This window comes from Moraxella nasibovis, assembly GCF_029581575.1.
GTDB lineage: Bacteria > Pseudomonadota > Gammaproteobacteria > Pseudomonadales > Moraxellaceae > Moraxella > Moraxella nasibovis.
Map to the genome: position 1 here is coordinate 169,345 of NZ_CP089975.1, position 19,116 is coordinate 188,460.

Annotated in this window: 13 protein-coding genes; 3 read left to right on the forward strand and 10 right to left on the reverse strand. The window is 43.3% G+C overall.

The genetic code is table 11. The features are described 5' to 3' along the window. Positions 1-221: 221 nt before the first annotated feature. The gene (locus tag LU290_RS00770) at positions 222-3,176 is read left to right on the forward strand and encodes an insulinase family protein (RefSeq protein ID WP_277809519.1); all 2,955 of its coding nucleotides are present in this window, start codon (positions 222-224) and stop codon (positions 3,174-3,176) included. Positions 3,177-3,249: 73 nt separating this feature from the next. Here the strand turns inward: LU290_RS00770 and LU290_RS00775 are convergent, their stop codons facing one another. Continuing rightward, positions 3,250-3,825: a biliverdin-producing heme oxygenase gene (locus LU290_RS00775; RefSeq protein WP_277808689.1), complete on the reverse strand. Its 576-nt coding sequence runs from the start codon at positions 3,823-3,825 to the stop codon at positions 3,250-3,252. A gap of 214 nt (positions 3,826-4,039) precedes the next feature. Between LU290_RS00775 and LU290_RS00780 the strand changes: the two genes are divergently transcribed. Next, on the forward strand, positions 4,040-4,468 hold the full coding sequence (locus LU290_RS00780; protein WP_277808690.1) for a YbaN family protein: 429 nt from the start codon (positions 4,040-4,042) through the stop codon (positions 4,466-4,468). Between the two features lie 218 nt (positions 4,469-4,686). On the opposite strand, the gene upp is transcribed toward LU290_RS00780, so the two are convergent. The 3 genes from upp to LU290_RS00795 all read right to left on the reverse strand — a co-directional run bounded on the left by upp (position 4,687) and on the right by LU290_RS00795 (position 7,694). Continuing rightward, positions 4,687-5,328, reverse strand: a complete 642-nt coding sequence (gene upp / locus LU290_RS00785) for a uracil phosphoribosyltransferase (protein ID WP_277808691.1) — start codon at positions 5,326-5,328, stop codon at positions 4,687-4,689. A 159-nt stretch (positions 5,329-5,487) separates the two neighbouring features. Then, entirely contained in the window at positions 5,488-6,543 is a 1,056-nt protein-coding gene (locus tag LU290_RS00790; protein WP_277808692.1) for a PTS sugar transporter subunit IIC, read from the reverse strand. Between the two features lie 8 nt (positions 6,544-6,551). Beyond that, on the reverse strand, positions 6,552-7,694 hold the full coding sequence (locus LU290_RS00795) for an MBL fold metallo-hydrolase (protein ID WP_277808693.1): 1,143 nt from the start codon (positions 7,692-7,694) through the stop codon (positions 6,552-6,554). Positions 7,695-8,016: 322 nt separating this feature from the next. Between LU290_RS00795 and LU290_RS00800 the strand changes: the two genes are divergently transcribed. Further along, positions 8,017-8,949 carry a site-specific integrase gene (locus tag LU290_RS00800; RefSeq protein ID WP_277808694.1) on the forward strand — a complete coding sequence of 311 codons (933 nt, stop codon included), beginning with the start codon at positions 8,017-8,019 and terminating at the stop codon, positions 8,947-8,949. Positions 8,950-9,024: 75 nt separating this feature from the next. On the opposite strand, the gene LU290_RS00805 is transcribed toward LU290_RS00800, so the two are convergent. The 6 genes from LU290_RS00805 to LU290_RS00830 form a co-directional block, all read right to left on the reverse strand. Then, positions 9,025-12,009 carry a type I restriction endonuclease subunit R gene (locus LU290_RS00805; protein ID WP_277808695.1) on the reverse strand — a complete coding sequence of 995 codons (2,985 nt, stop codon included), beginning with the start codon at positions 12,007-12,009 and terminating at the stop codon, positions 9,025-9,027. A gap of 65 nt (positions 12,010-12,074) precedes the next feature. Next, positions 12,075-12,638 (reverse strand): restriction endonuclease subunit S, encoded by a 564-nt coding sequence (locus LU290_RS00810; protein ID WP_306417090.1) that lies wholly within the window; start codon positions 12,636-12,638, stop codon positions 12,075-12,077. 144 nt (positions 12,639-12,782) lie between these two features. Further along, positions 12,783-14,033 (reverse strand): restriction endonuclease subunit S, encoded by a 1,251-nt coding sequence (locus LU290_RS00815; protein ID WP_277808696.1) that lies wholly within the window; start codon positions 14,031-14,033, stop codon positions 12,783-12,785. Beyond that, on the reverse strand, positions 14,033-16,561 hold the full coding sequence (locus LU290_RS00820; protein ID WP_277808697.1) for a type I restriction-modification system subunit M: 2,529 nt from the start codon (positions 16,559-16,561) through the stop codon (positions 14,033-14,035). The genes LU290_RS00815 and LU290_RS00820 overlap by 1 nt, the downstream gene beginning before the upstream one ends. A 164-nt stretch (positions 16,562-16,725) precedes the next feature. Further along, positions 16,726-17,568 carry an S-formylglutathione hydrolase gene (gene fghA, locus LU290_RS00825; protein ID WP_277808698.1) on the reverse strand — a complete coding sequence of 281 codons (843 nt, stop codon included), beginning with the start codon at positions 17,566-17,568 and terminating at the stop codon, positions 16,726-16,728. An 89-nt stretch (positions 17,569-17,657) separates the two neighbouring features. Beyond that, positions 17,658-18,767, reverse strand: a complete 1,110-nt coding sequence (locus LU290_RS00830; RefSeq protein WP_277809521.1) for an S-(hydroxymethyl)glutathione dehydrogenase/class III alcohol dehydrogenase — start codon at positions 18,765-18,767, stop codon at positions 17,658-17,660. Positions 18,768-19,116: the final 349 nt, after the last annotated feature.

A 19,116-nucleotide genomic window follows, 5' to 3' on the forward strand; every position in this document is an offset into this window, starting at 1 on the left:
TACACTAGCAGGTTTATTGCCTATAATTATCATTTATAGCTACCGAATGGTAAAATTACCACAGAATGATATGATGTCGTAGGTTGGGTTGAGTGAAACGAAACCCAACGAGTTCAATGAGTTACAATAATATGTTGGGTTATGCTGTCGCTAACCCAACCTACAAAAGTTGTATTACTTTATCAGTTTGGTAGGTATAAAATAACCAACAGTTGGGAAAAATTATGACAACTCACGCATCTTTTGAGCAAATTAGCACCACCAAGATTGACGCATTAAACATTGATGTAACGCATTATCGCCATAAAGACACAGGGCTGATTCATTATCACTTGGCGTGTGATAATGATGAGAATGCCTTGATGATTGGCTTTGCGACACAGCCGATGACTTCACGAGGCGAGGCACACATTTTGGAGCATGTGGTGCTGTGCGGTAGCGAAAAATACCCTGTGCGAGACCCTTTTTTTAGCATGATTAAGCGTTCTTTGCAGACCTTTATGAATGCAATGACGGCGGCAGACTGGACGATGTATCCTTTTGCTACCCAAAACAGAAACGACTTTTTTAATCTATTGTCCGTGTATGCCGATGCGTGTTTTTTTCCGAACATTCACGAGCTGGATTTTGCCCAAGAGGGCATTCGCATTGAGCTTGATGAGCATGGCAAGCCTGAATATCACGGCATTGTTTTTAATGAAATGAAAGGGGCGATGAGTGGCGAGATTGAGCAGCTGTATTATGCACTGACACCGCACTTATTCCCAACGACCACTTACCACTATAATTCTGGTGGCGATCCAAAGCACATCGTCAATCTGACTCATGAGGATTTGGTCAAGTTTCATCAGACGCACTATCATCCGTCCAATGCCATCGTCATGAGTTTTGGTAATATTGAGGCGACAGACATTCAGGCACATCTACAAGAGCAGGTGCTAAGCCGTTTTGATGACATTGAGCGTCCAAAAGTGGGTAAAAAATTTGCATCTGTTACCGAACAAAGGCTAAGCCAGCCAGTGCAGGTGTTTGATACTTATACCGCCGATGATGATGGCAAGCAAATGACCCATCATGTGCTGTCTTGGCTACTACCGACCATCAGCAACCCAAAAGAGCGTCTGTCACTTCGCTTGATGGAAGGGGTGCTTGCCGAGCATTCAGGTTCGCCGCTGCGTGCGTATTTGGAGAGCTATGCTCATGCGACCGCACCCAGTCCGCTACTTGGGCTAGATGACAGCCATTATGAAATGGTGTTTTATGCAGGCGTGCGTGGCAGCGATGTTGAGTACGCCGATGAGGTGGAGCAGGGGATTTTGGGCTTGTTGGCACAAGTGGTACAGCAAGGCGTGGATGCCCAGACGATTGAGACGGTGCTACATCAGATAGAGCTTGACCAAAGACACATCGGTGGCGACAGTATGCCTTATGGTTTGACGCTGATGCTTGAGGCGTTTAGCACGGTGTTGCATGGGGGCGATCCTTTGGATGTGTGGCAGATTGACGAGCATTTGGCGTGGCTAAGACAGCAGGCGAGTGATCCGAATTTTGTGCCATCACTCATTAAAAAGCACTTATTGGACAATCCGCACCGTGTGCGTTTGACCGTCTCGCCAGACAAAGGCAAAGCCGAGCGGCTCATCGCAGACGAGCAAGCGACACTAGATACACTGGATCAGGCAATGAGCGATGATGATCGTGCCGTCATTCGCCAAAAAATGAGCGATTTGCAAGCTCGTCAAGCGATGGTAGATGATGTGAATCTGTTGCCAAAAGTGGGGCTTGCTGACATTCCAAGTGAGGTCAGCTTTACGCACGCCAATCAAAAAACCATCATGCTGGGCGATGAGACACGCACTTTGTATGAATATCACGCAGGGACGAATGGTCTGTATTATTATCAAGTGGTGATTGAGCTTGGCAAGCAGGCGGACGAGATTTTGAACAATCCTTTGTTGCCGATTTATCTGACTTTGTTGTCAGAAGTGGGTACGACACAGCACGAGGCACGCACTTTTCAGGCGGTGCAGGCGGCGTGTTCGTCAGGTGTGACGGCTCGCATCAGTCAGCGTACTGACACGGCAGATAAGGATAAGATGAGCAGTTATTTTGTGGTGGCAACTCGTGCCTTGAACCGCAAATTAGAGGCGGTGGAATTGGTCAGCGAAGTGCTGGATGAGACCATCTTTAGCGAAACTGACCGCATTCGTGAGCTTTTGCAGCAAAAACAAAGCGGTTGGCAATCTCGTCTGACTGGTGCAGGACACGCCTACGCCATGCAGACCGCCAGCCAAAACATGAGCCGTCTTGCCAAGATTGAATATGCGTTCTCAGGCTTGCCTGCGTTGGTGGCGTTGAAGGCGTTTTTGGCACAAGAGGGCGATGACAAATGGCGTGTGCTGTCCGAGCGTCTGTCGGCACTGCACGCAAGTATCGTAAGCCTACCAAAAGATGTCATCGTGGTGTGTGAGCGTGAGATGGCACCAGCCTTGACCGACAAAATCACCCAAACGCTGCATACTAAGTCTCGCTCTGTGGCGGTGCAAGCAGAGCCTTTGCCGTTTGATGATTTGTTAGAAATTTTAAATAATAACAGCGAGCAAGACACCGCTTGGCTCATCTCAACCAATGTGTATCATAACGCCGCCGCCTACGCTGCGACCACATCTGATGATGCGGATACGCCTGCATTGATGGTGCTTGCACCGTTCTTGCGTAATGGCTATCTGCATTCTGCCATTCGTGAAAAGGGTGGTGCTTATGGCGGTGGGGCGAGCTTTGATAGCAATGCGGCGGCGTTTAAGTTTTATAGCTACCGAGATCCACATTGTCAAGAGACTTTTAATCATTTCTTAGCAAGTATTGATTGGCTCATTGACAGTGAGCATGACGAGGCTCAACTAGAAGAAGCAATCATCGGTATCATCGCTGGCATGGATAAGCCTGGTTCGCCAGCAGGCGAGGCGGTCAAGTCGTGTTTTTCGACGCTACATGGGCGAGATAAAGCGTATCAGCAGGCACTTCGGGCGAAGATTTTGGCGGTAACGATGGATGATTTAAAACGAGTTGCCAAAAAATATCTTAAAGACAAGCCCTACGCCAAAGCCACGCTTGCACCGCTTGAACAAGAAGAATCCGTCAAGCAGCTTGGCTTTGTGGTGAAAAAGTTGTCATAATCAAGCTGGGGCGAAATATTTTTCGCCCCTATGCTTTTGTCATTTGGTGGGTGTGATGATGCAAATCTGGCGGTTATTCTGCCACGCCATACACTTTACGCACCACTCGTTTAAAATAAGCAAACGCATCGTCCGCCCCTTTCATGGCAGCTTGTCTTTGCTCATCGTTGATGGGCAGGGCATCAATTTTGGCCTTGACCGAACGCCAGTGTGGCATACGACCGTCTGGGTGAGCCGCCAGATGCGCCGCCCCAAAGTCGTCATTTAGGTCAATTTTGCCTGCTTCTTTGTACAAAATCGCCGCACCAACATTCGAGCCTTCTACGCAGTATAGCCAGCCGATCGCTTCGTCATCGGTGTAGCTTGGCACTTCCACATCTTTGCCATAGGCGGTCACTTGCAAATCTTTCATGTCGGATTTGACTCGTTCTAGTCGACTTAATTCTGCCAAGCCTTCAAATTGGGCAGCAAGTTTTTCGTTGTGGTAGATGGGATTGACGGTGCTGTGAAATTCAAATTGTGTTTGTAGAAATTTGCGATAATTGTCATGATTGGCAAAGGGTTGCATACTCATGACCAGATGATCCACCGCATCGTGCGTGGTGCGTGAGTGTTCTTTTAGGGCTTCTGATAGAGTAAGCTTGTTCATAAATCACCTATGAATTTAAAAAAGCAATTCATCTCATTGAAAAAAATAACAATAATCATTTTTGATAAATCGCTGGCTTGTGTTATGATATGGATTGCTTGAAATGTCCGGATTTCAAGGCAAAGCAGGCATTATTGATAATGCTATTGCTTATCATTATATTCTAATCGCTATGATTTGCAAGTAAAATTATCGACATTTTGGTTTATTTTTTATGTCCCAATCGCCCAAAAAACCGAGCGGACCGCTTGATGACAAAGAGCGACTCCATGCCAATCGCATGGTGCGCTGGGCGTTTTTTTTGCTGGGGTTTGTGTTTTTGGGATTGGGGATTTTGGGAGTGGTTTTGCCCGGATTGCCGACGACGGTGTTTATTTTGCTTGCGGGCTATTGTTGGGCGAAAAGTTCTCGGCGATTTTATGGCTATCTGCTTGGGCATAAAATTTTTGGCAAAATGCTACGAGACTGGGAAGAGCGCCGTGCCATGCCACGCTTTGCCAAATATCTGGCGTGGGGCATGATGACGGTGTCGTGCGCCATTATGTTTTATCAGCTGCCTGACGACATGCTGTGGCTTGCGGTGATGGTCAGTGTGCTGTGCGTGGCGGTGGCGGTTTGGATGGCAAAATTGCCCGATGCTTAAGCCATACGCCAAGCTTAAAAGGTGGAGTAGGGGCGTAGGCTGAGCAAAGCGAAAACCTAAAAAATTCAAATGGTCGCAATAAAAATGGTGGGTAAAACCCGCCCTACATGATTTATGTTTAAACCATTGAATGCATTGGGTTTTGCATGATAATGCCTGATCTGATCAGCATAAAAATATCCGCAATGTGGCGGATATTTTTATGGATACAATAAGACTTACAGCTCTTTGGTGCCAAAAATCTTGTCGCCAGCATCGCCCAGACCTGGAATGATGTAGCCGTTTTCGTTTAGGTGACTGTCTAGGGCGGCGGTGTAGATTTTCACATCTGGGTGGGCTTCATTGACCAGACGCACGCCTTCTGGAGCGGCAACCAGCACTAGGGCTTTGATGTTGGTGCAGCCGTGTTTTTTTAGCATGTCAATGGTGGCGACCATACTACCACCTGTGGCAAGCATTGGGTCTAAGATGAGAGCAGGGCGCTTGTCAATGTCTTTGACAAATTTTTCAAAAAATGGCACAGGCTCAAGCGTCTCTTCGTCTCGTTGCAAGCCGACCACCGAGATCTTTGCGGTAGGCAGTAGGTCTAGCACGCCATCAAGCATGCCGATGCCAGCACGCAAAATCGGCACTAAGGTTACGGTTTTGCCTTTGATTTGCTCGCCAGTGATTTCGCCGCACCAGCCTTGCATTGTAAATTGTTCAATCTCATAATCACGGCTCGCTTCGTACGCCATCAAGCGACCCAGCTCTTTGGTCAGCGTGCGAAATTTGTAGGTGCTGCTGTCTTTTTCACGCATCAAGGACAGCTTGTGGCGAACCAAAGGGTGATCTACGATGTGGATATTTAGGTCGGTCATTTTATGCTCGTTTTGATTTTAAAAATAGTCAAAAAAGATGGATTTGTTTTGTCCGTAATTGCGAACGCACAATCTTGCTTATGATACCAAATCTTGCCCAAATTTGATAGGTTTTGCGTGTGCTGTGATAAGTTTTTGGGTGTGGCGCCAGATGCTGTACTATTGGTTATTGATTTTAAGGTCTGGTAGGGTTAGGTCGCCGTCTTTGATCCAGCCTTTTTTGTGCATGATTTTGGCAAAGATGAGCGTCAAAATTGCAGGCAAAATCAGATGAAATAAGACAATCAAAACCACCGTGCGGACGCTAAATCCCATCGCATCCAGCGTGCCGATTTGCCCAACCAAGCCTGATGTGCCCATGCCTGCACCGATGGCGATGTTCGTCATACCAAAAACAGCGGTCGCAAACGGTGCCAAAATCGCCCCAGTGAGCGTGGGCGGTAGCCAGATTTTGGGATTTTTGATGATGTTGGGCATTTGTAGCATGCTCGTACCTAAGCCTTGTGCGATGATGCCGTGCAGACCGCCATTGGGTAGGTGCGCTTGGTTGTCACGGTAGCTCATCAGTGCAAAGCCAACCATTTGAGCGGCACAGCCGACCGTCGCTGCCCCTGCTGCCACGCCTGACAAATCAAGGCTGATGGCGATGGCGGCACTGGAAATGGGCAGGGTTAAAAGCAGCCCCATCGTGATGGCGATGATGATGCTGGTCAAAATCGGCGACAATGCCATCGCCCACACGATGAACGAACCAAGCGCCATCATCAAGGCGGCAATGCTGGGTGCGATGGCATAAGCCGTGCCAATGCCAGCTAGCAGAGCGACGGCAGGCGTGATGATGATGTCGATGGGCGTGGTTTTGTGGATGAGTTTTCCGCATTCTGTGCCGATGATGCTTGCGATCAATGCACCGACAACACCGCCAAGCTCTGCCCCTGCAAGCCCTGTCGCCACCGCCGAGAACAGCACCAAGGGCGGCGCTTTTAAGCCAAAAGCCACGCCCACACCAATCGCACCGCCCACCGCCATTTGTGCGTGCGTGCCTGCCGTGATAAGTGCCGAGATGTTCGCCCAAGTGCCGATGTTTTTTAAAATCAAGCCGACAATCAGCGAACCAAACAGCCCCATCGCCATGCCGTTCAAAGCATCAATGCCATAGCGCCGCCATGACAGAGTGATGTTTTGGCGGCGCAGGTGTGTCGTTATTTTTGTCATGTATGTTCCTATGGCTCTTTTTGCTGTGTTGTCTTTATTATCCTACGCAATTCTGGTTGTGTCCACCAATTTTCCCCCACAAAACCGTCCGCATATTTCTCGCCCATTTTCGGCACATCAATCGGCAAACCCTGTTCTTTGGCACTTTTTACCGCATTATCAATGGATTCATACCACGGATTTCTACCAAGACTAAACACGCCCCAGTGCATTGGCACGATTTTTTTGGCGTTTAAATCTAGGCTTGCTTGCACCGATTGGTGGGCAAACATATGCGTTTTGGGCCAGCCTGCATTCGCCGCGTCAATTTCCATAAAGGCGATGTCAAATCCGCCATATTTTTTGCCGATGTCGCTAAAATGCTGGGCGTAACCCGTGTCGCCACTCCAATACAGCCGTTTGCTCCCTTCCAGTACAAAAGATGCCCACAAAGTTTTGTTGCGGTCGTTTGTCCAGCGAGAAGTGTAATGTTGGGACGGCTCGGCGGTGAGTTTGACCGTGCCAACCATCGTGGAGTCGCCCCAACCGAGTTCGGTGATTTTATCAGGCGAAACGCCCCACGACTCTAATCTTGCCCCCACGCCAAGCGGTGCGATAAAGCGTTTTGCTTTGTCCGCCAAATGGCGAATGGTGGTCGCTTCCAAATGGTCGTAATGGTCGTGGCTAATCAGCACCACATCAATGTCGGGCAGGTTTTGACGGCTAATAGGGGCTTCCTGAAAGCGTGGGGCAATCAGGGGCAAATTCAAGGGGTTGGCGTTGTCAAACACGGGGTCGATCAAAAAGCGTTGTCCGTCCAATTCCAAAATGGCGGTGGCGTGTCCAAGCCAATAATAGGCGAAGTTTTCAGGCTGCCCAAAATGGGTTTTATCCAATAAAATCATGGGTAAACGACCATTCGGTGTATAACCGTCATGGCGAATAAAGCCGCCTTTGCCAGTCGCTTTGTCGGGATAATAAGGCAAATCATCGGTATAAAGGTTCACAAATTGCCCGTTTTTATAATAGGGCAAATGGGCAAAACGGCTCTCGTCAGGCAAATCGCCCAAATTGCGGTACAACATCACGCCCAAAATCGCCACAATCAGGGCGAGTATGCCCAAAGTGGCTAGGGTGAATTTAAGGAGTTTTTTAAAAATGGGTTTCATCATACATCAAATAAATCAAACCATTAGGATCTGGCTGTCCTATGGTTTTGGTTGGGGTTGCAAGTGCATTATTATAGCAGATCGGGGGTTGTTTTGGGAAAATGAGGGGTATTGTGGGCTGGGAGGTGGGGCGATAAGTTATGCTCAAAATGGTTAAAAGTAGAGCTATTATTAGGAATTTTTAGATTAAAAAATAATTGGTAATTTTGATGGTTGGCTATTATTTGAAACGAAAAATGGTTTTTGGGCTGGCTGAAAGCATTACCCATAAAATTCCAAAAATCCTAAAATAAACACTCCTTTATTTACCAAGAGTATTTATTTTATGAAACAAACTTTATTTTCCGACTATTTTGCCGAATGGGTCAAAACCTACAAAGAAGGCGCGGTGCGTCCTGTTACGATGAAAAAATACCAGTCCAGCCTGTATTGGCTCAAAAAACTTGCTCCAGAATTGCAGGTTGGCGAATTGTCGCGTTCTCGTTATCAAAAATTGCTCAACGATTATGCTGAATTCCACGAACGCCAAACCACAATGGACTTTCATCATCAGATCAAAGGGGCGATTTTGGATGCGGTTGATGAAGGCTTGATTGATAATGACCCCACTCGCAAAGCCATCATCAAAGGCAAAACCCCCGCCAATAAAAAAATCAAATTTTTACATCAAAACGAATTGCAATTGGTATTAAAGCAACTCAATTTAAGCCAGCAATTAAATTGGGATTGGTTTATTTTATTGATTGCCAAAACAGGAATGCGGTTTTCCGAAGCCCTTGCCATTACCGCAGGCGATTTTGACTTTGCTCACCAAACTTTAAGCGTCAGCAAAACTTGGGATTATAAAAACAATGGCGGATTTTTACCCACCAAAAACCGCTCATCAATTCGCAAAATTCAATTAGATTGGCAAACGGTAATGCAGTTTTCAGGCTTAATCAAAAACTTAAACAGCGAATCTGAAACACCCATTTTTATCAGCCTAATGAAAACAGGCGATAAGGTTTATAATTCCACCGTCAATTACCGCATTGCCCGCCATTGTAAAAAAGCAGGCGTATCGGTGATTACCGTACACGGTTTACGCCATACGCACGCGTCATTACTTTTGTTTGCAGGTGTTTCCATTGCCAGCGTGGCAAGACGGCTTGGGCATTCTAGTATGACCACCACTCAGCAAACTTATTTGCATATCATTCAAGAACTTGAAAACAAAGATACCGATATTGTGATGCGACATTTGGCGTCATTGTGTTAATGGTGTAGTTTAATTTTTTCAGGCTGTCTGAAAAAAATCAGCCAATTTTCCAACATAGAGAATTGGCTGATTGCTTTATCGTTCACTTAATATTTTTTCAATATGGAATTTGATTTTGTCTTCCACATATTTTTTTAAAGTCATTTTATTGCCAGATTTGCCGTTTTCTTTTTCATATAAACTGGCGACTTTTTCCATATCGGCGGTTTTTGCCAAATCTTTTAATAAATTAAACTCGTGCCAATCTTCTTTGCCAAAAACGTGATGATGTAATAATTTTTCAAATAAAGATTTATCCAAATCAAACAAATTCACCAATTCAAAAATCGTGCTTTTTTCACGGCTTTCACGGTATTTGTCGAGCAATAAATTTAAAGAAATGTCATCGGGTAATTTACCTTCTATCGCGTCCGCCAAAATTTGTTTTAATAATTCTTGGTCGGTTTTGCGGTATTGCGTGGACAATTCATTAAAGCGTGCAATATCGGCATTGTTTTGCGATTGATTGATGTTTTTTAATAATTGACTGATATAGTCGTTGTCAATTTTAATGCGTTCGCCACTAATCAGCGTGTTATCAATCAATAAAATGCCAGAATCATCGCCACCTGTTTCACCCGAATGTTCATTTTGCACATCAAGATAACGGGCTTGCAATCGCCCATAATCTTCAATGTCAAACGGCAATTTTGCCATATCTTCGCCATTTGCCATATCAAATCCTTGTTGGCGGATTTTAATCATATTTTTTTCCAATTCATTTGCCCAGCGTACAAATTGTTTTTGTGTCGGCAAATCATCAGGCAAAGCCGAAAAATCAGGTTGCCCATTATCATTTTTGGGAAAAAGCGTGGCAATGTCTTGATAAATATCACGAATAACCGCCAAAGTTTCTTCTAATTTTGGGGCATTCATCAAACTGCCACCCGCTTTTTTATTGGCGTATAATTCAAAAGCCTTGTCAATTTGCAGTTTCATTTGCAAAGGACGGCGATAATATTCAATAATACCATAAGGTTTTCGGCTGTCGGTAATGCGATTGGTGCGTGAAAAGGCTTGAATTAAATTGGCATAATCCAATAATTTATCCACATAAAGCGTATTTAAATAGGGGGCGTCAAACCCTGTCAAAAGCTGCTGCACCACAATCACCAAATCAAGGCGAGTGTGGTCATCAACTTCTTGGTATTGATAACGGCGAGCCAATCTGTCCATTAAATCGGTTTTATACGCTGGCACATTATCAATACCAAAATCAGTATTAAATCTTTGATTGTAATGAATAATGGCTTGTTCTAATTTTAGACTGTTTTCCAAATCATTTTCTTGATTTCGGTCGCTGTCATCATAAATGACCGCCACGCTGATATTTTTATCATTGTTTTTTAATTTCTCAAAATACAAATTGGCGGTTTTAATGTCTTTCACCGTGAGCATTGCCGAAAATAAACGATTGGACGAATTATTGTCCCATTTTCTTAAAATGTCTTTAATCACCATATCAATATGATTTTCGCCATAATTGTCTTCGGGCAATTCTTTTTCTATGGCTAAATCATCTTTTTCAGACAGCCATTTTTGATAAACATCGCCTTTTGACGGGTCTTTATGTTCAGCAATTTTTTGGCGTAATTCATAAGCGTCATAAGTAAAATTTTGGCGAACATCAAAGGCAAGTACATTATTATCGGCAATACCGTCCGCCACCGAATAAATATGCAAAGGATTACCAAAAAGTTCGGCAGTGGTAACCGATTTTTGATTGTCGTCCAATAAGGGCGTACCCGTAAAACCAAACCAAATAGAGCGACCGAACATTTGCCGAATTTGAATGAGCATTTCGCCTGCGGTAGAGCGATGAGCTTCATCAACAATAAATACAATGTTTTTATCTTTGATTTTATCTTGGTCTAAGCCTGCGACTTTATTGGCTTTTTGAATGCTGGTAACAATAAGTTTGTCTTTGGTTTTATGATTGATGGCTTTTAATAAAGCATAAGAATTACGAGTGGTGGTAATGCTGTCTTCTTCGCCAAAAGATTGATATTCGTCAATGGTTTGTTTAACCAGTTCATTTCTGTCCGCCAAAAACACGACTTTATCCACATTGGGCAAAGTGCTGACCAATTCGGCTGTTTTAAACGAAGTCATTGTTTTGCCTGAACCTGTGGTATGCCAAACATAACCACCCAATTTAGATTCGTGATTTATGCCAAACTCCGCTCCATTTAATCGTTCTAATATTGCTTCCACCGCATAAATTTGATATGACCGCAATACCTTTAAGGCGTTTCGTTCATTATCAAAAATGGTATAAAGCGACACCAATTTATGCCCCATTGGTACGGATAAAACTTTTTCAATAAATTGACTGGTGCCAAATACATTTTGATTGTCAAAATCTTTCCAATTAAAGGCAAATTTAAAATTAAATTTATCATAATGCCCAAAATTGGCAAAATAACGGCATTCATCAGGATTTAATATCACAAAAATTTGAATCAGCGAATAAAATCCTGAAAAACTTAATTCTTCGCTGTATCGTTTGATTTGATAAAAGGCTTCATCGGTTTTAATGCCGTCTTTTTTAAGTTCCAAATGAATCACAGGAATGCCAGAAATCAATAAGGTAATGTCAAAACGGCGGTCTTTTCGGTGTTCTTTGCTGGCAGGGCGGGTAATTTGGCGGACGATTTCATAGCTGTTGCGACCTCCACCGACATCGTGTCGCCAAAAAAACTCCAAAAATAACGGTGTATTTTCCAAACCTTTGGCGTCTCGTACGATTTGTAATTGCCCGTTGGCAAGCATTTTGCCTGCTTCTATTGGGCTTTTGACGGCAAAAATTTGTGCGGTCAATTGTCTAAATTCGTTGTCGGTCAATTCCACGCCTTGCAAGCGGTCTTTGTTTTGAGCGTTTAAAATGGCTCGCCAGTTGGCTAATAATTCGCTTTCGGTTTTGTAATACAAATCGGGACGGGGTGTCCAGCCGTATTTGGATAGGCGGTCAATGATTTCTAATTCAAGTTCGGTTTCGGTTTGGGTGGTTTTTTGGGTCATTTTTTTGCTCCGTTTGGGCAATAACGCGTAAAATCATAACATATTTTGGTAAAATTTACATATTTTTACACAAAAAGTTGGTCAAGCAAAACTTGCTTTAATTGCTGGTATTTTTCTAACTCACGCTGATGAAAAGCGATGGTGTCGTCTAGTTGTTTAAAAAACTCGCCAATGGCTTGTTGTTCGGCTAGGGTTGGGATGAAAACTTCAATGTTTTTTATCAAGGGGTATTTTAAATTCCAAGTATCCGATGTTAAACCTTGTGAATTTACTCTAAACAAATCAAGCATTTTCTCTAACTTAAATTGATAGGAAAAGAACAATGGCGAAACACCTTCGTTTGGTATCAAAACCGTGTACGCAGGGCTTAAAATGCCTGAATAAGCGGATACGCCACTTGCACCTTGCCACATTCTCATAGAGTTATAAGCAATGTCGTTAATTTCAACTTTTTTGTAATTGCTTTTGTCTTTGCTTGAATTGTCCTTTCTGTCCAAATCGCTAGATTTAATGACACCAGAGTTAATTGTTACTGAAATCAGTTCGCCTTTATCAGGCCTTTCCGCTCTTTCAGAAAAACAATCCCCCAACTTTCGCTGTTTCCAAGCGTAAATATGGAAATTTGCAATTTATACTAAAAATAAAAATATCTTTATAATCAATCATTTAATTTTAATGTAGAAATACAACAACTCATTGACAAAAAGTAATTCTTGCCAATGAGTTAATTATTGTTAATTTGCGTAATAAAATATACCATTTCTTAACAATTTTTATACAAACATCTGTTTTAGATAGCCATTTTTAAGGTTTTTATACTTTTCTAACTCACGCTGATGAAAAGCGATGGTGTCGTCTAGCTGTTTAAAAAACTCGCCAATGGCTTGTTGTTCGGGCAGGGTTGGGAAATAAATAGGCATTTCAATAAAGACATTGTCCTTAATGGATAAACGGTCAGCCCTTGCCCCTGTATCGCCATTTTCTTTCATAAAACTGTGCCATTTTGTGCTAGAAAAGTAAGTTTCCAAGAAAGCAAAATCAATCTCATCACAAACTCTAAATACATAGTACAAAGGCGACATAGCCCCAGAACGCCCAAGTTTATTGCGTTTTATCGGTCCGACAGGGGCAAAATTTGAAATTCTAGGGTTGTAAACAAAATCGTTATTTCTAACTATGTAGTAACCTGATAAATTATTTACATTGGCAATATCTTTATCAAAAAAATCTCTTTGGCTGATAATTCCTAATTCGGCAGAATTGGTAAAAGTTTCCAAAAATTCCATATTGAGATTTTTCTCTAAAACTTTTTGAGATATATCTTTTAGCTTTCGCTGTTTCCAAGCGTCAGTAAAATTAGGAAAGCGTAATTGCGGTTTATTCTCATTTTCTTGGGGAAACATCTTTTCCAAGTACGAAATTTTTAAATTTTTGTACTTTTCCCACTCACGCTGATGAAAAGCGATGGTGTCGTCTAGTTGTTTAAAAAACTCGCCAATGGCTTGTTGTTCGGTTTCACTTGGTAAATTAAATTCAAAATTTAATAAGTTTTTTGCGGTAATTCCAAAAACTTTTGTACCTGTGGCGATAACTTTTCCGTATTTTGAAAAAATATCCGTATGCAAAAGATAATATAAAAACAGCGAATTAACTTCTGTTGGTCTTAAAGCAATTGTATGCAAACCCGCTACAATATTTCTTGATAAAAAACAATCAATTAGACAAGCATTTCCGATACCTTCATAGTCTTCTGACGCATCGGCAATAACTAAATCTCCCTTTTGTAAAAATTCATAATTACCTTTTTGAATGCTAGGTAAATTATTTTCAGATGATATTAATTTTGCAATATTCCTATGAATATCGCCATAATGGACGTATTTAAATCCTGTATCTTTATTTGTCTCAACATTTCTTGATAATGAATAAGACTTAATTTGAAAAACAACTTCCCCCAACTTTCGCTGTTTCCAATCATCCGTAAATCCAGCAAATCGCAATTTAGGCACTTTACGCTCGCTCATCACACACCCCCAACCAGCTGATTTGCCATTGCCCAAAACGCATTTTCCGCCTGCTGCCTTTGACGGCGAATGTCTTCTAGCGTGTCGGCATAGCGTTCGTCCAGCACTTTAAGCTGATTGGCGACCGTTTTGGCGTAGCTTTGCCCCACATCGCTTAAATTGCCCGACAAATCGCCAAACCATTTTTGAATCAGTAAGCGTTTAATCGCTCCCAAATCAAGCTGTTGATATTGCTGTTCAATTTTGCTGTTTAAGGCGGGTTCTTTGGTTTTAAGTTCGGCTTTTAGGGTTTTAGCAGCCAAAAAATCCGCCAAACTTTCGGACAACGGCTCAAAATTTTCATCGTCCATACTCATTGTTTTTAAATCTTTTTCTATGGCTTTATAAGATTTTTCGTCCAATTTTTCCTTGTCATTGACATACTCCGCCAATGCGGTATCGGCAATATTGGCAAGGCGTTCGGCTTGGCGTTCTTCAATTTCATCAAGGCTTTGTTTTAGGCGGTCAATCTCGCCAATTTCATCGGCAAAAAATTCATAACCAATCATTTGTTTGGACAAAAGTTCGCCTTTGACACCGTCTTGCACTTCGTTTTTGCCTTTCATCACCATATTGGGAACAAGTCGTCTGGCTTTATAAAAGCCATTTTCACGGACACATTCGTTATCGTCCGCCCCAATTTCGTCCGATAAAATCAACAAATCAGGCAAAATCGTGCTTTGCCAGACATCAATCAGCGACTGATAAGCGTGATAAGGGTCGCTAAATTCAGACAGTCTAAAAAGTTCAAACAGGCGGTTTTCGGCATTTTCAAAAGTGGTGGTAAATTCGTCTTCGCCAAGCGGTTTGTCCGCTGTCAAAGCGTGGGCAAAATCGTGTTGCCAAGCGGTAATTTTATTTTGCAAGTCATTGATGTAATTTGCATAATCACTGTCTTGGTTGATGATGTCAAAAATCTGGTCTGTTTTGACGCTTAATTTGACAAAATTTGGGCGAATTTCTTGCCATAATTTGGGCGAAATGTTGGGGAATTTTTGCCAAAATGGGGCAAAGCGAGCCATATCTTCAAGCGGAATACCGCCTTTTAAATGGGCTTCAATGGACTGGCTGTCATCGTTGCCAACAGGCGTAACATAGCGTGGAATATTGAGATTAAAGCCGTTGGCGATGATTTCATCAAGCTCGGCAACTTTGGCAAAACCGTCCACATTTTGCCGTGCGATGTAGGTGTCTAGGATTTTTTTGATGTCTTGTTCACGCAAAACATTGGTGTTTTTCTCTTTGCGATAGCCGTTTGACGCATCAATAAACAGCACATTGTTGTGTTTGCTTTGTTTACGCAAAATCACAATAATGGTCGGAATGCCCGTGTTGGTAAAAATCCCCGCAGGCAGTCCGATGACCGCATCAATTTGCCCACGCTGTAACAATTTGGTGCGGATTTTTTCTTCTTCATTGCCCCGAAATAACACGCCGTGTGGCAAAACAATCGCCATTACCCCGTCAGGTTTTAAGTGGTACAAGGAATGGAGCAAAAAGGCATAATCGGCTTTGGTGGCAGGGGCAACGCCATAATCACGGTAGCGTGGGTCTTTGAGCTGATTTTCGGACGCTTCCCATTTGGCAGAATAAGGCGGATTGGCAACGACTGCGTCCACAAATAAGGGGTCGTCTTTGCCACTGATAATGCCATTTGGCCAGTCTTCTTTGAGCGTGTCGGCATTACGCAAAACCATATTGGCAGGGCTTACGCCACGCATCAAAAGGTTCATTCGGGCAATGTTGTAGGTGGTGGAGTTGTTTTCTTGACCGTAATATTTGATTTGGTTGCGTTGTTTGGGCGAGATTGCCGAACCCAAAGTCAAAAGCAAAGAGCCTGAACCTGCGGTCGGGTCGTAAACAGTGGGTTTGTCTTTGCCACGAATTTCATTGGCGACAATGCTTGCCATAATTTGCGAAACTTGGTGTGGGGTGTAGAACTCGCCTGCTTTTTTGCCCGAACTCATCGCAAATTGGGCAATCAGGTATTCATAAATAAAGCCAAAAGTATCGTAATCGGTGTTGCTAGAAATGTTAATATCATCAAGCAAAACCAAGAGTTTACGCACGGCGGATTCTTTTTCGCTGGCGTTTGAGCCAAGTTTTTCGGAAGTTAAATTGACATCGTCAAAAATCCCTTCAAAATCTTCTTTTTGGTGTGGGTCTAGGTTTTGACGAAAATGGGAAAGGGCGTCTGTTACATTGCTGATTCGCCAATTCCCACCCTTGATATTGGCAATCCAAGTGCTGTACAAATCGTCTTTGGCGATGTAGTAGCCTAAGTCGGATTTTAGGGTGTCAATGTTTTCATCGTCCAAGTCGTCAAGGGTCATTTCGTATTCTTTGGCAAGGTAGCCAACTTCGTATTCTGACAAAAATTTGTAAAACAAAAAGCCCAAAATGTAGTTTTTGTATTCGCTGGCGTCCATTTTGCCACGCAAGTCGTTGGCTGATGCCCAAAGTTTGGTGGCGAGTTGTTGTTTGTTCATTGGGGGTTTCCTTAAAAATGCTTACGCTTGGGTACAGCGATGGTCAAATAGAGCATATTTTAGCGGAAAATACAAGTAAATCATACAACTAAGTTTGATTAAGACAAAAAAATGGGGGTTGCTTTCGCCCCTCCATTGTGTGTTTTGGTTTTATTTTAAACAGCTTATTTTAAATATTTAGCGTGAAAAGCAATATGCTCGCCAATAAAACTAGAAATAAAATAATAACTGTGGTCATACCCTGCCCGCAAATTAAATTGATACGCCACACCTAATTTATCTGCTTGTTGGCAAAATAATTCAGGTTTTAATTGCTCAGTTAAAAATTTATCTTTATCGCCTTGTTCAATCAAAATAGGCAAATTAGGACGGTATTTTTCCAATAACGCCACGCTGTCATAATCCGCCCACACCTGTTTATCATCGCCCAAATAGGCGGAAAATGCCTTTTGTCCCCACGGCACTTGGCTGGGTGCAGTTATGGGCGAAAATGCCGAAACACTTTGATAAACATCAGGATTTTTAAAGGCAATCGTCAATGCCCCATGTCCGCCCATAGAATGCCCAAAAATGGATTGTTTGCCACTCGTGGGGAAATGCTCGTTAATCAACGCAGACAATTCTTTGACAATATAATCATACATTTGATAATGTTTTGCCCAAGGCTGCTCGGCGGCATTGACATAAAAGGAAGCCCCTTGCCCCAAATCATAAGCGTCATCGTCCGCCACATTTTCACCGCGTGGCGAAGTGTCGGGGGCAACGACAATCACATTATGCTCATCGGCATAACGCTGAAAACCTGATTTGGTAATAAAATTTTGCTCGGTGCAAGTCAAGCCAGACAGCCAATACAACACGGGCAAACGCTCGGTTTTGGCGGTGCTACTTTCGGCACAATTCGGTAAATAAATGGCAAAAGTCATTTCGCAATTTAAGCAGTCTGAAAAATGTTGCCAGATTTGTTGTTCGCCGTTAAAAATGCGGTAGGTTTCTAGGTGTTGCATGGTTTTCCTTACAAGCGGTAAAAAAGGTGCTGAAATTTACAAAGGCAACAAGGCGGAACATTGCCGCCTTGCTGAATATAAAGGTTCGATTAGTAATGAATCACACTACGAATAGACTTGCCTTCGTGCATTAACTCAAATGCGTGATTAATGTCATCAAGGGGCATTGTGTGCGTGACAAAAGGCGACAGGCGAATTTTGCCCGCCATTGCATCTTCCACCATTTGTGGTAATTGGCTACGCCCTTTGACACCGCCAAATGCCGTGCCTTTCCAAGTTCTGCCCGTCACCAATTGGAACGGACGAGTGCTAATTTCTTGACCTGCCCCCGCCACGCCAATAATCACCGACTGCCCCCAGCCACGATGTGCCGACTCGAGAGCCTGTCGCATCACTTCCACATTGCCAATACATTCAAAGGTGTGGTCGACGCCCCATTTGGTCATTTCAATCAGTACTTGCTGGATTGGTTTGTCAAAATCATTGGGATTTAAGCAATCAGTCGCCCCAAATTCTTTGGCAAGGGCAAATTTATCAGGGTTGGTGTCAATGGCAAAAATTCGCCCTGCGTTCGCTTGTTTTGCCCCTTGAATCACCGCCAAACCAATGCCACCCAAGCCAAACACCGCCACCGAGTCGCCTGCCTGCACTTTGGCGGTATTATGCACCGCCCCAATGCCTGTGGTTACGCCACAGCCAAGCAAGCAGACTTCCTCTGGGTTGGCTTCGGGGTTGATTTTGGCGAGCGACACTTCTGCCACCACCGTGTATTCGCTGAATGTGGAACAGCCCATATAGTGATAGATCGGCTTACCTTCATACGAAAAACGGCTCGTGCCGTCTGGCATTACGCCTTGCCCTTGTGTGGCTCGCACCGATACGCACAGATTGCTTTTGTTAGATTGGCAAAATTCGCACTCGCCACATTCTGCGGTGTAAAGTGGAATCACGCTGTCGCCCACCGCAACAGAAGTTACGCCTTCGCCTACTTCTACGACCACGCCCGCTCCTTCGTGTCCAAGCACCACAGGGAATAGCCCTTCGGGGTCAGCCCCTGATAGGGTAAAGGCGTCTGTATGGCACACGCCTGTGTGGGTGATTTTGACCAAGACTTCGCCTTTTTTGGGGCGTTCCACATCAATTTCTACGATTTTTAAAGGTTCGTTAGGGGCGAATGCCACCGCCGCACGGGATTTAATGGTGTACATTTTTGAGATACCTAATTGTTTGAAATGGCAAATATTATAAGGCATTATAGATATTTTTGCTAATTGATAATTTTGATAGGTAGATATTAGTTAAAATGATAAATAAGGTTTTAGGTTGGCTGAAAGTTATACCTAACGAACTTAAAAATTACTACAAGTCGTAGGTGCGTACAACGCACTGTTGTTGTCTAAGGCCTTTGTTGGTCGTGTTACGCACCTTACTTCCAAAACCAATTTTGTGGTAATTTTTTAATTCTTTGACTATATTTTAAAATAAAAATACCGCTTTTATTAAAAAAACGGTGTTTATTCATCATTTCAAACTGCGATAAAAGCAAAT

What these genes read in the sequence shown, in the direction of transcription:
- LU290_RS00775 (WP_277808689.1), bottom strand. Translation starts at nt 3,825, where the DNA reads ATGAACAAGCTTACTCTATCAGAAGCCCTAAAAGAACACTCACGCACC.
- LU290_RS00780 (WP_277808690.1), top strand. Translation starts at nt 4,040, where the DNA reads ATGTCCCAATCGCCCAAAAAACCGAGCGGACCGCTTGATGACAAAGAG.
- upp (WP_277808691.1), bottom strand. Translation starts at nt 5,328, where the DNA reads ATGACCGACCTAAATATCCACATCGTAGATCACCCTTTGGTTCGCCAC.
- LU290_RS00790 (WP_277808692.1), bottom strand. Translation starts at nt 6,543, where the DNA reads ATGACAAAAATAACGACACACCTGCGCCGCCAAAACATCACTCTGTCA.
- LU290_RS00795 (WP_277808693.1), bottom strand. Translation starts at nt 7,694, where the DNA reads ATGATGAAACCCATTTTTAAAAAACTCCTTAAATTCACCCTAGCCACT.
- LU290_RS00800 (WP_277808694.1), top strand. Translation starts at nt 8,017, where the DNA reads ATGAAACAAACTTTATTTTCCGACTATTTTGCCGAATGGGTCAAAACC.
- LU290_RS00805 (WP_277808695.1), bottom strand. Translation starts at nt 12,009, where the DNA reads ATGACCCAAAAAACCACCCAAACCGAAACCGAACTTGAATTAGAAATC.
- LU290_RS00815 (WP_277808696.1), bottom strand. Translation starts at nt 14,033, where the DNA reads ATGAGCGAGCGTAAAGTGCCTAAATTGCGATTTGCTGGATTTACGGAT.
- LU290_RS00820 (WP_277808697.1), bottom strand. Translation starts at nt 16,561, where the DNA reads ATGAACAAACAACAACTCGCCACCAAACTTTGGGCATCAGCCAACGAC.
- fghA (WP_277808698.1), bottom strand. Translation starts at nt 17,568, where the DNA reads ATGCAACACCTAGAAACCTACCGCATTTTTAACGGCGAACAACAAATC.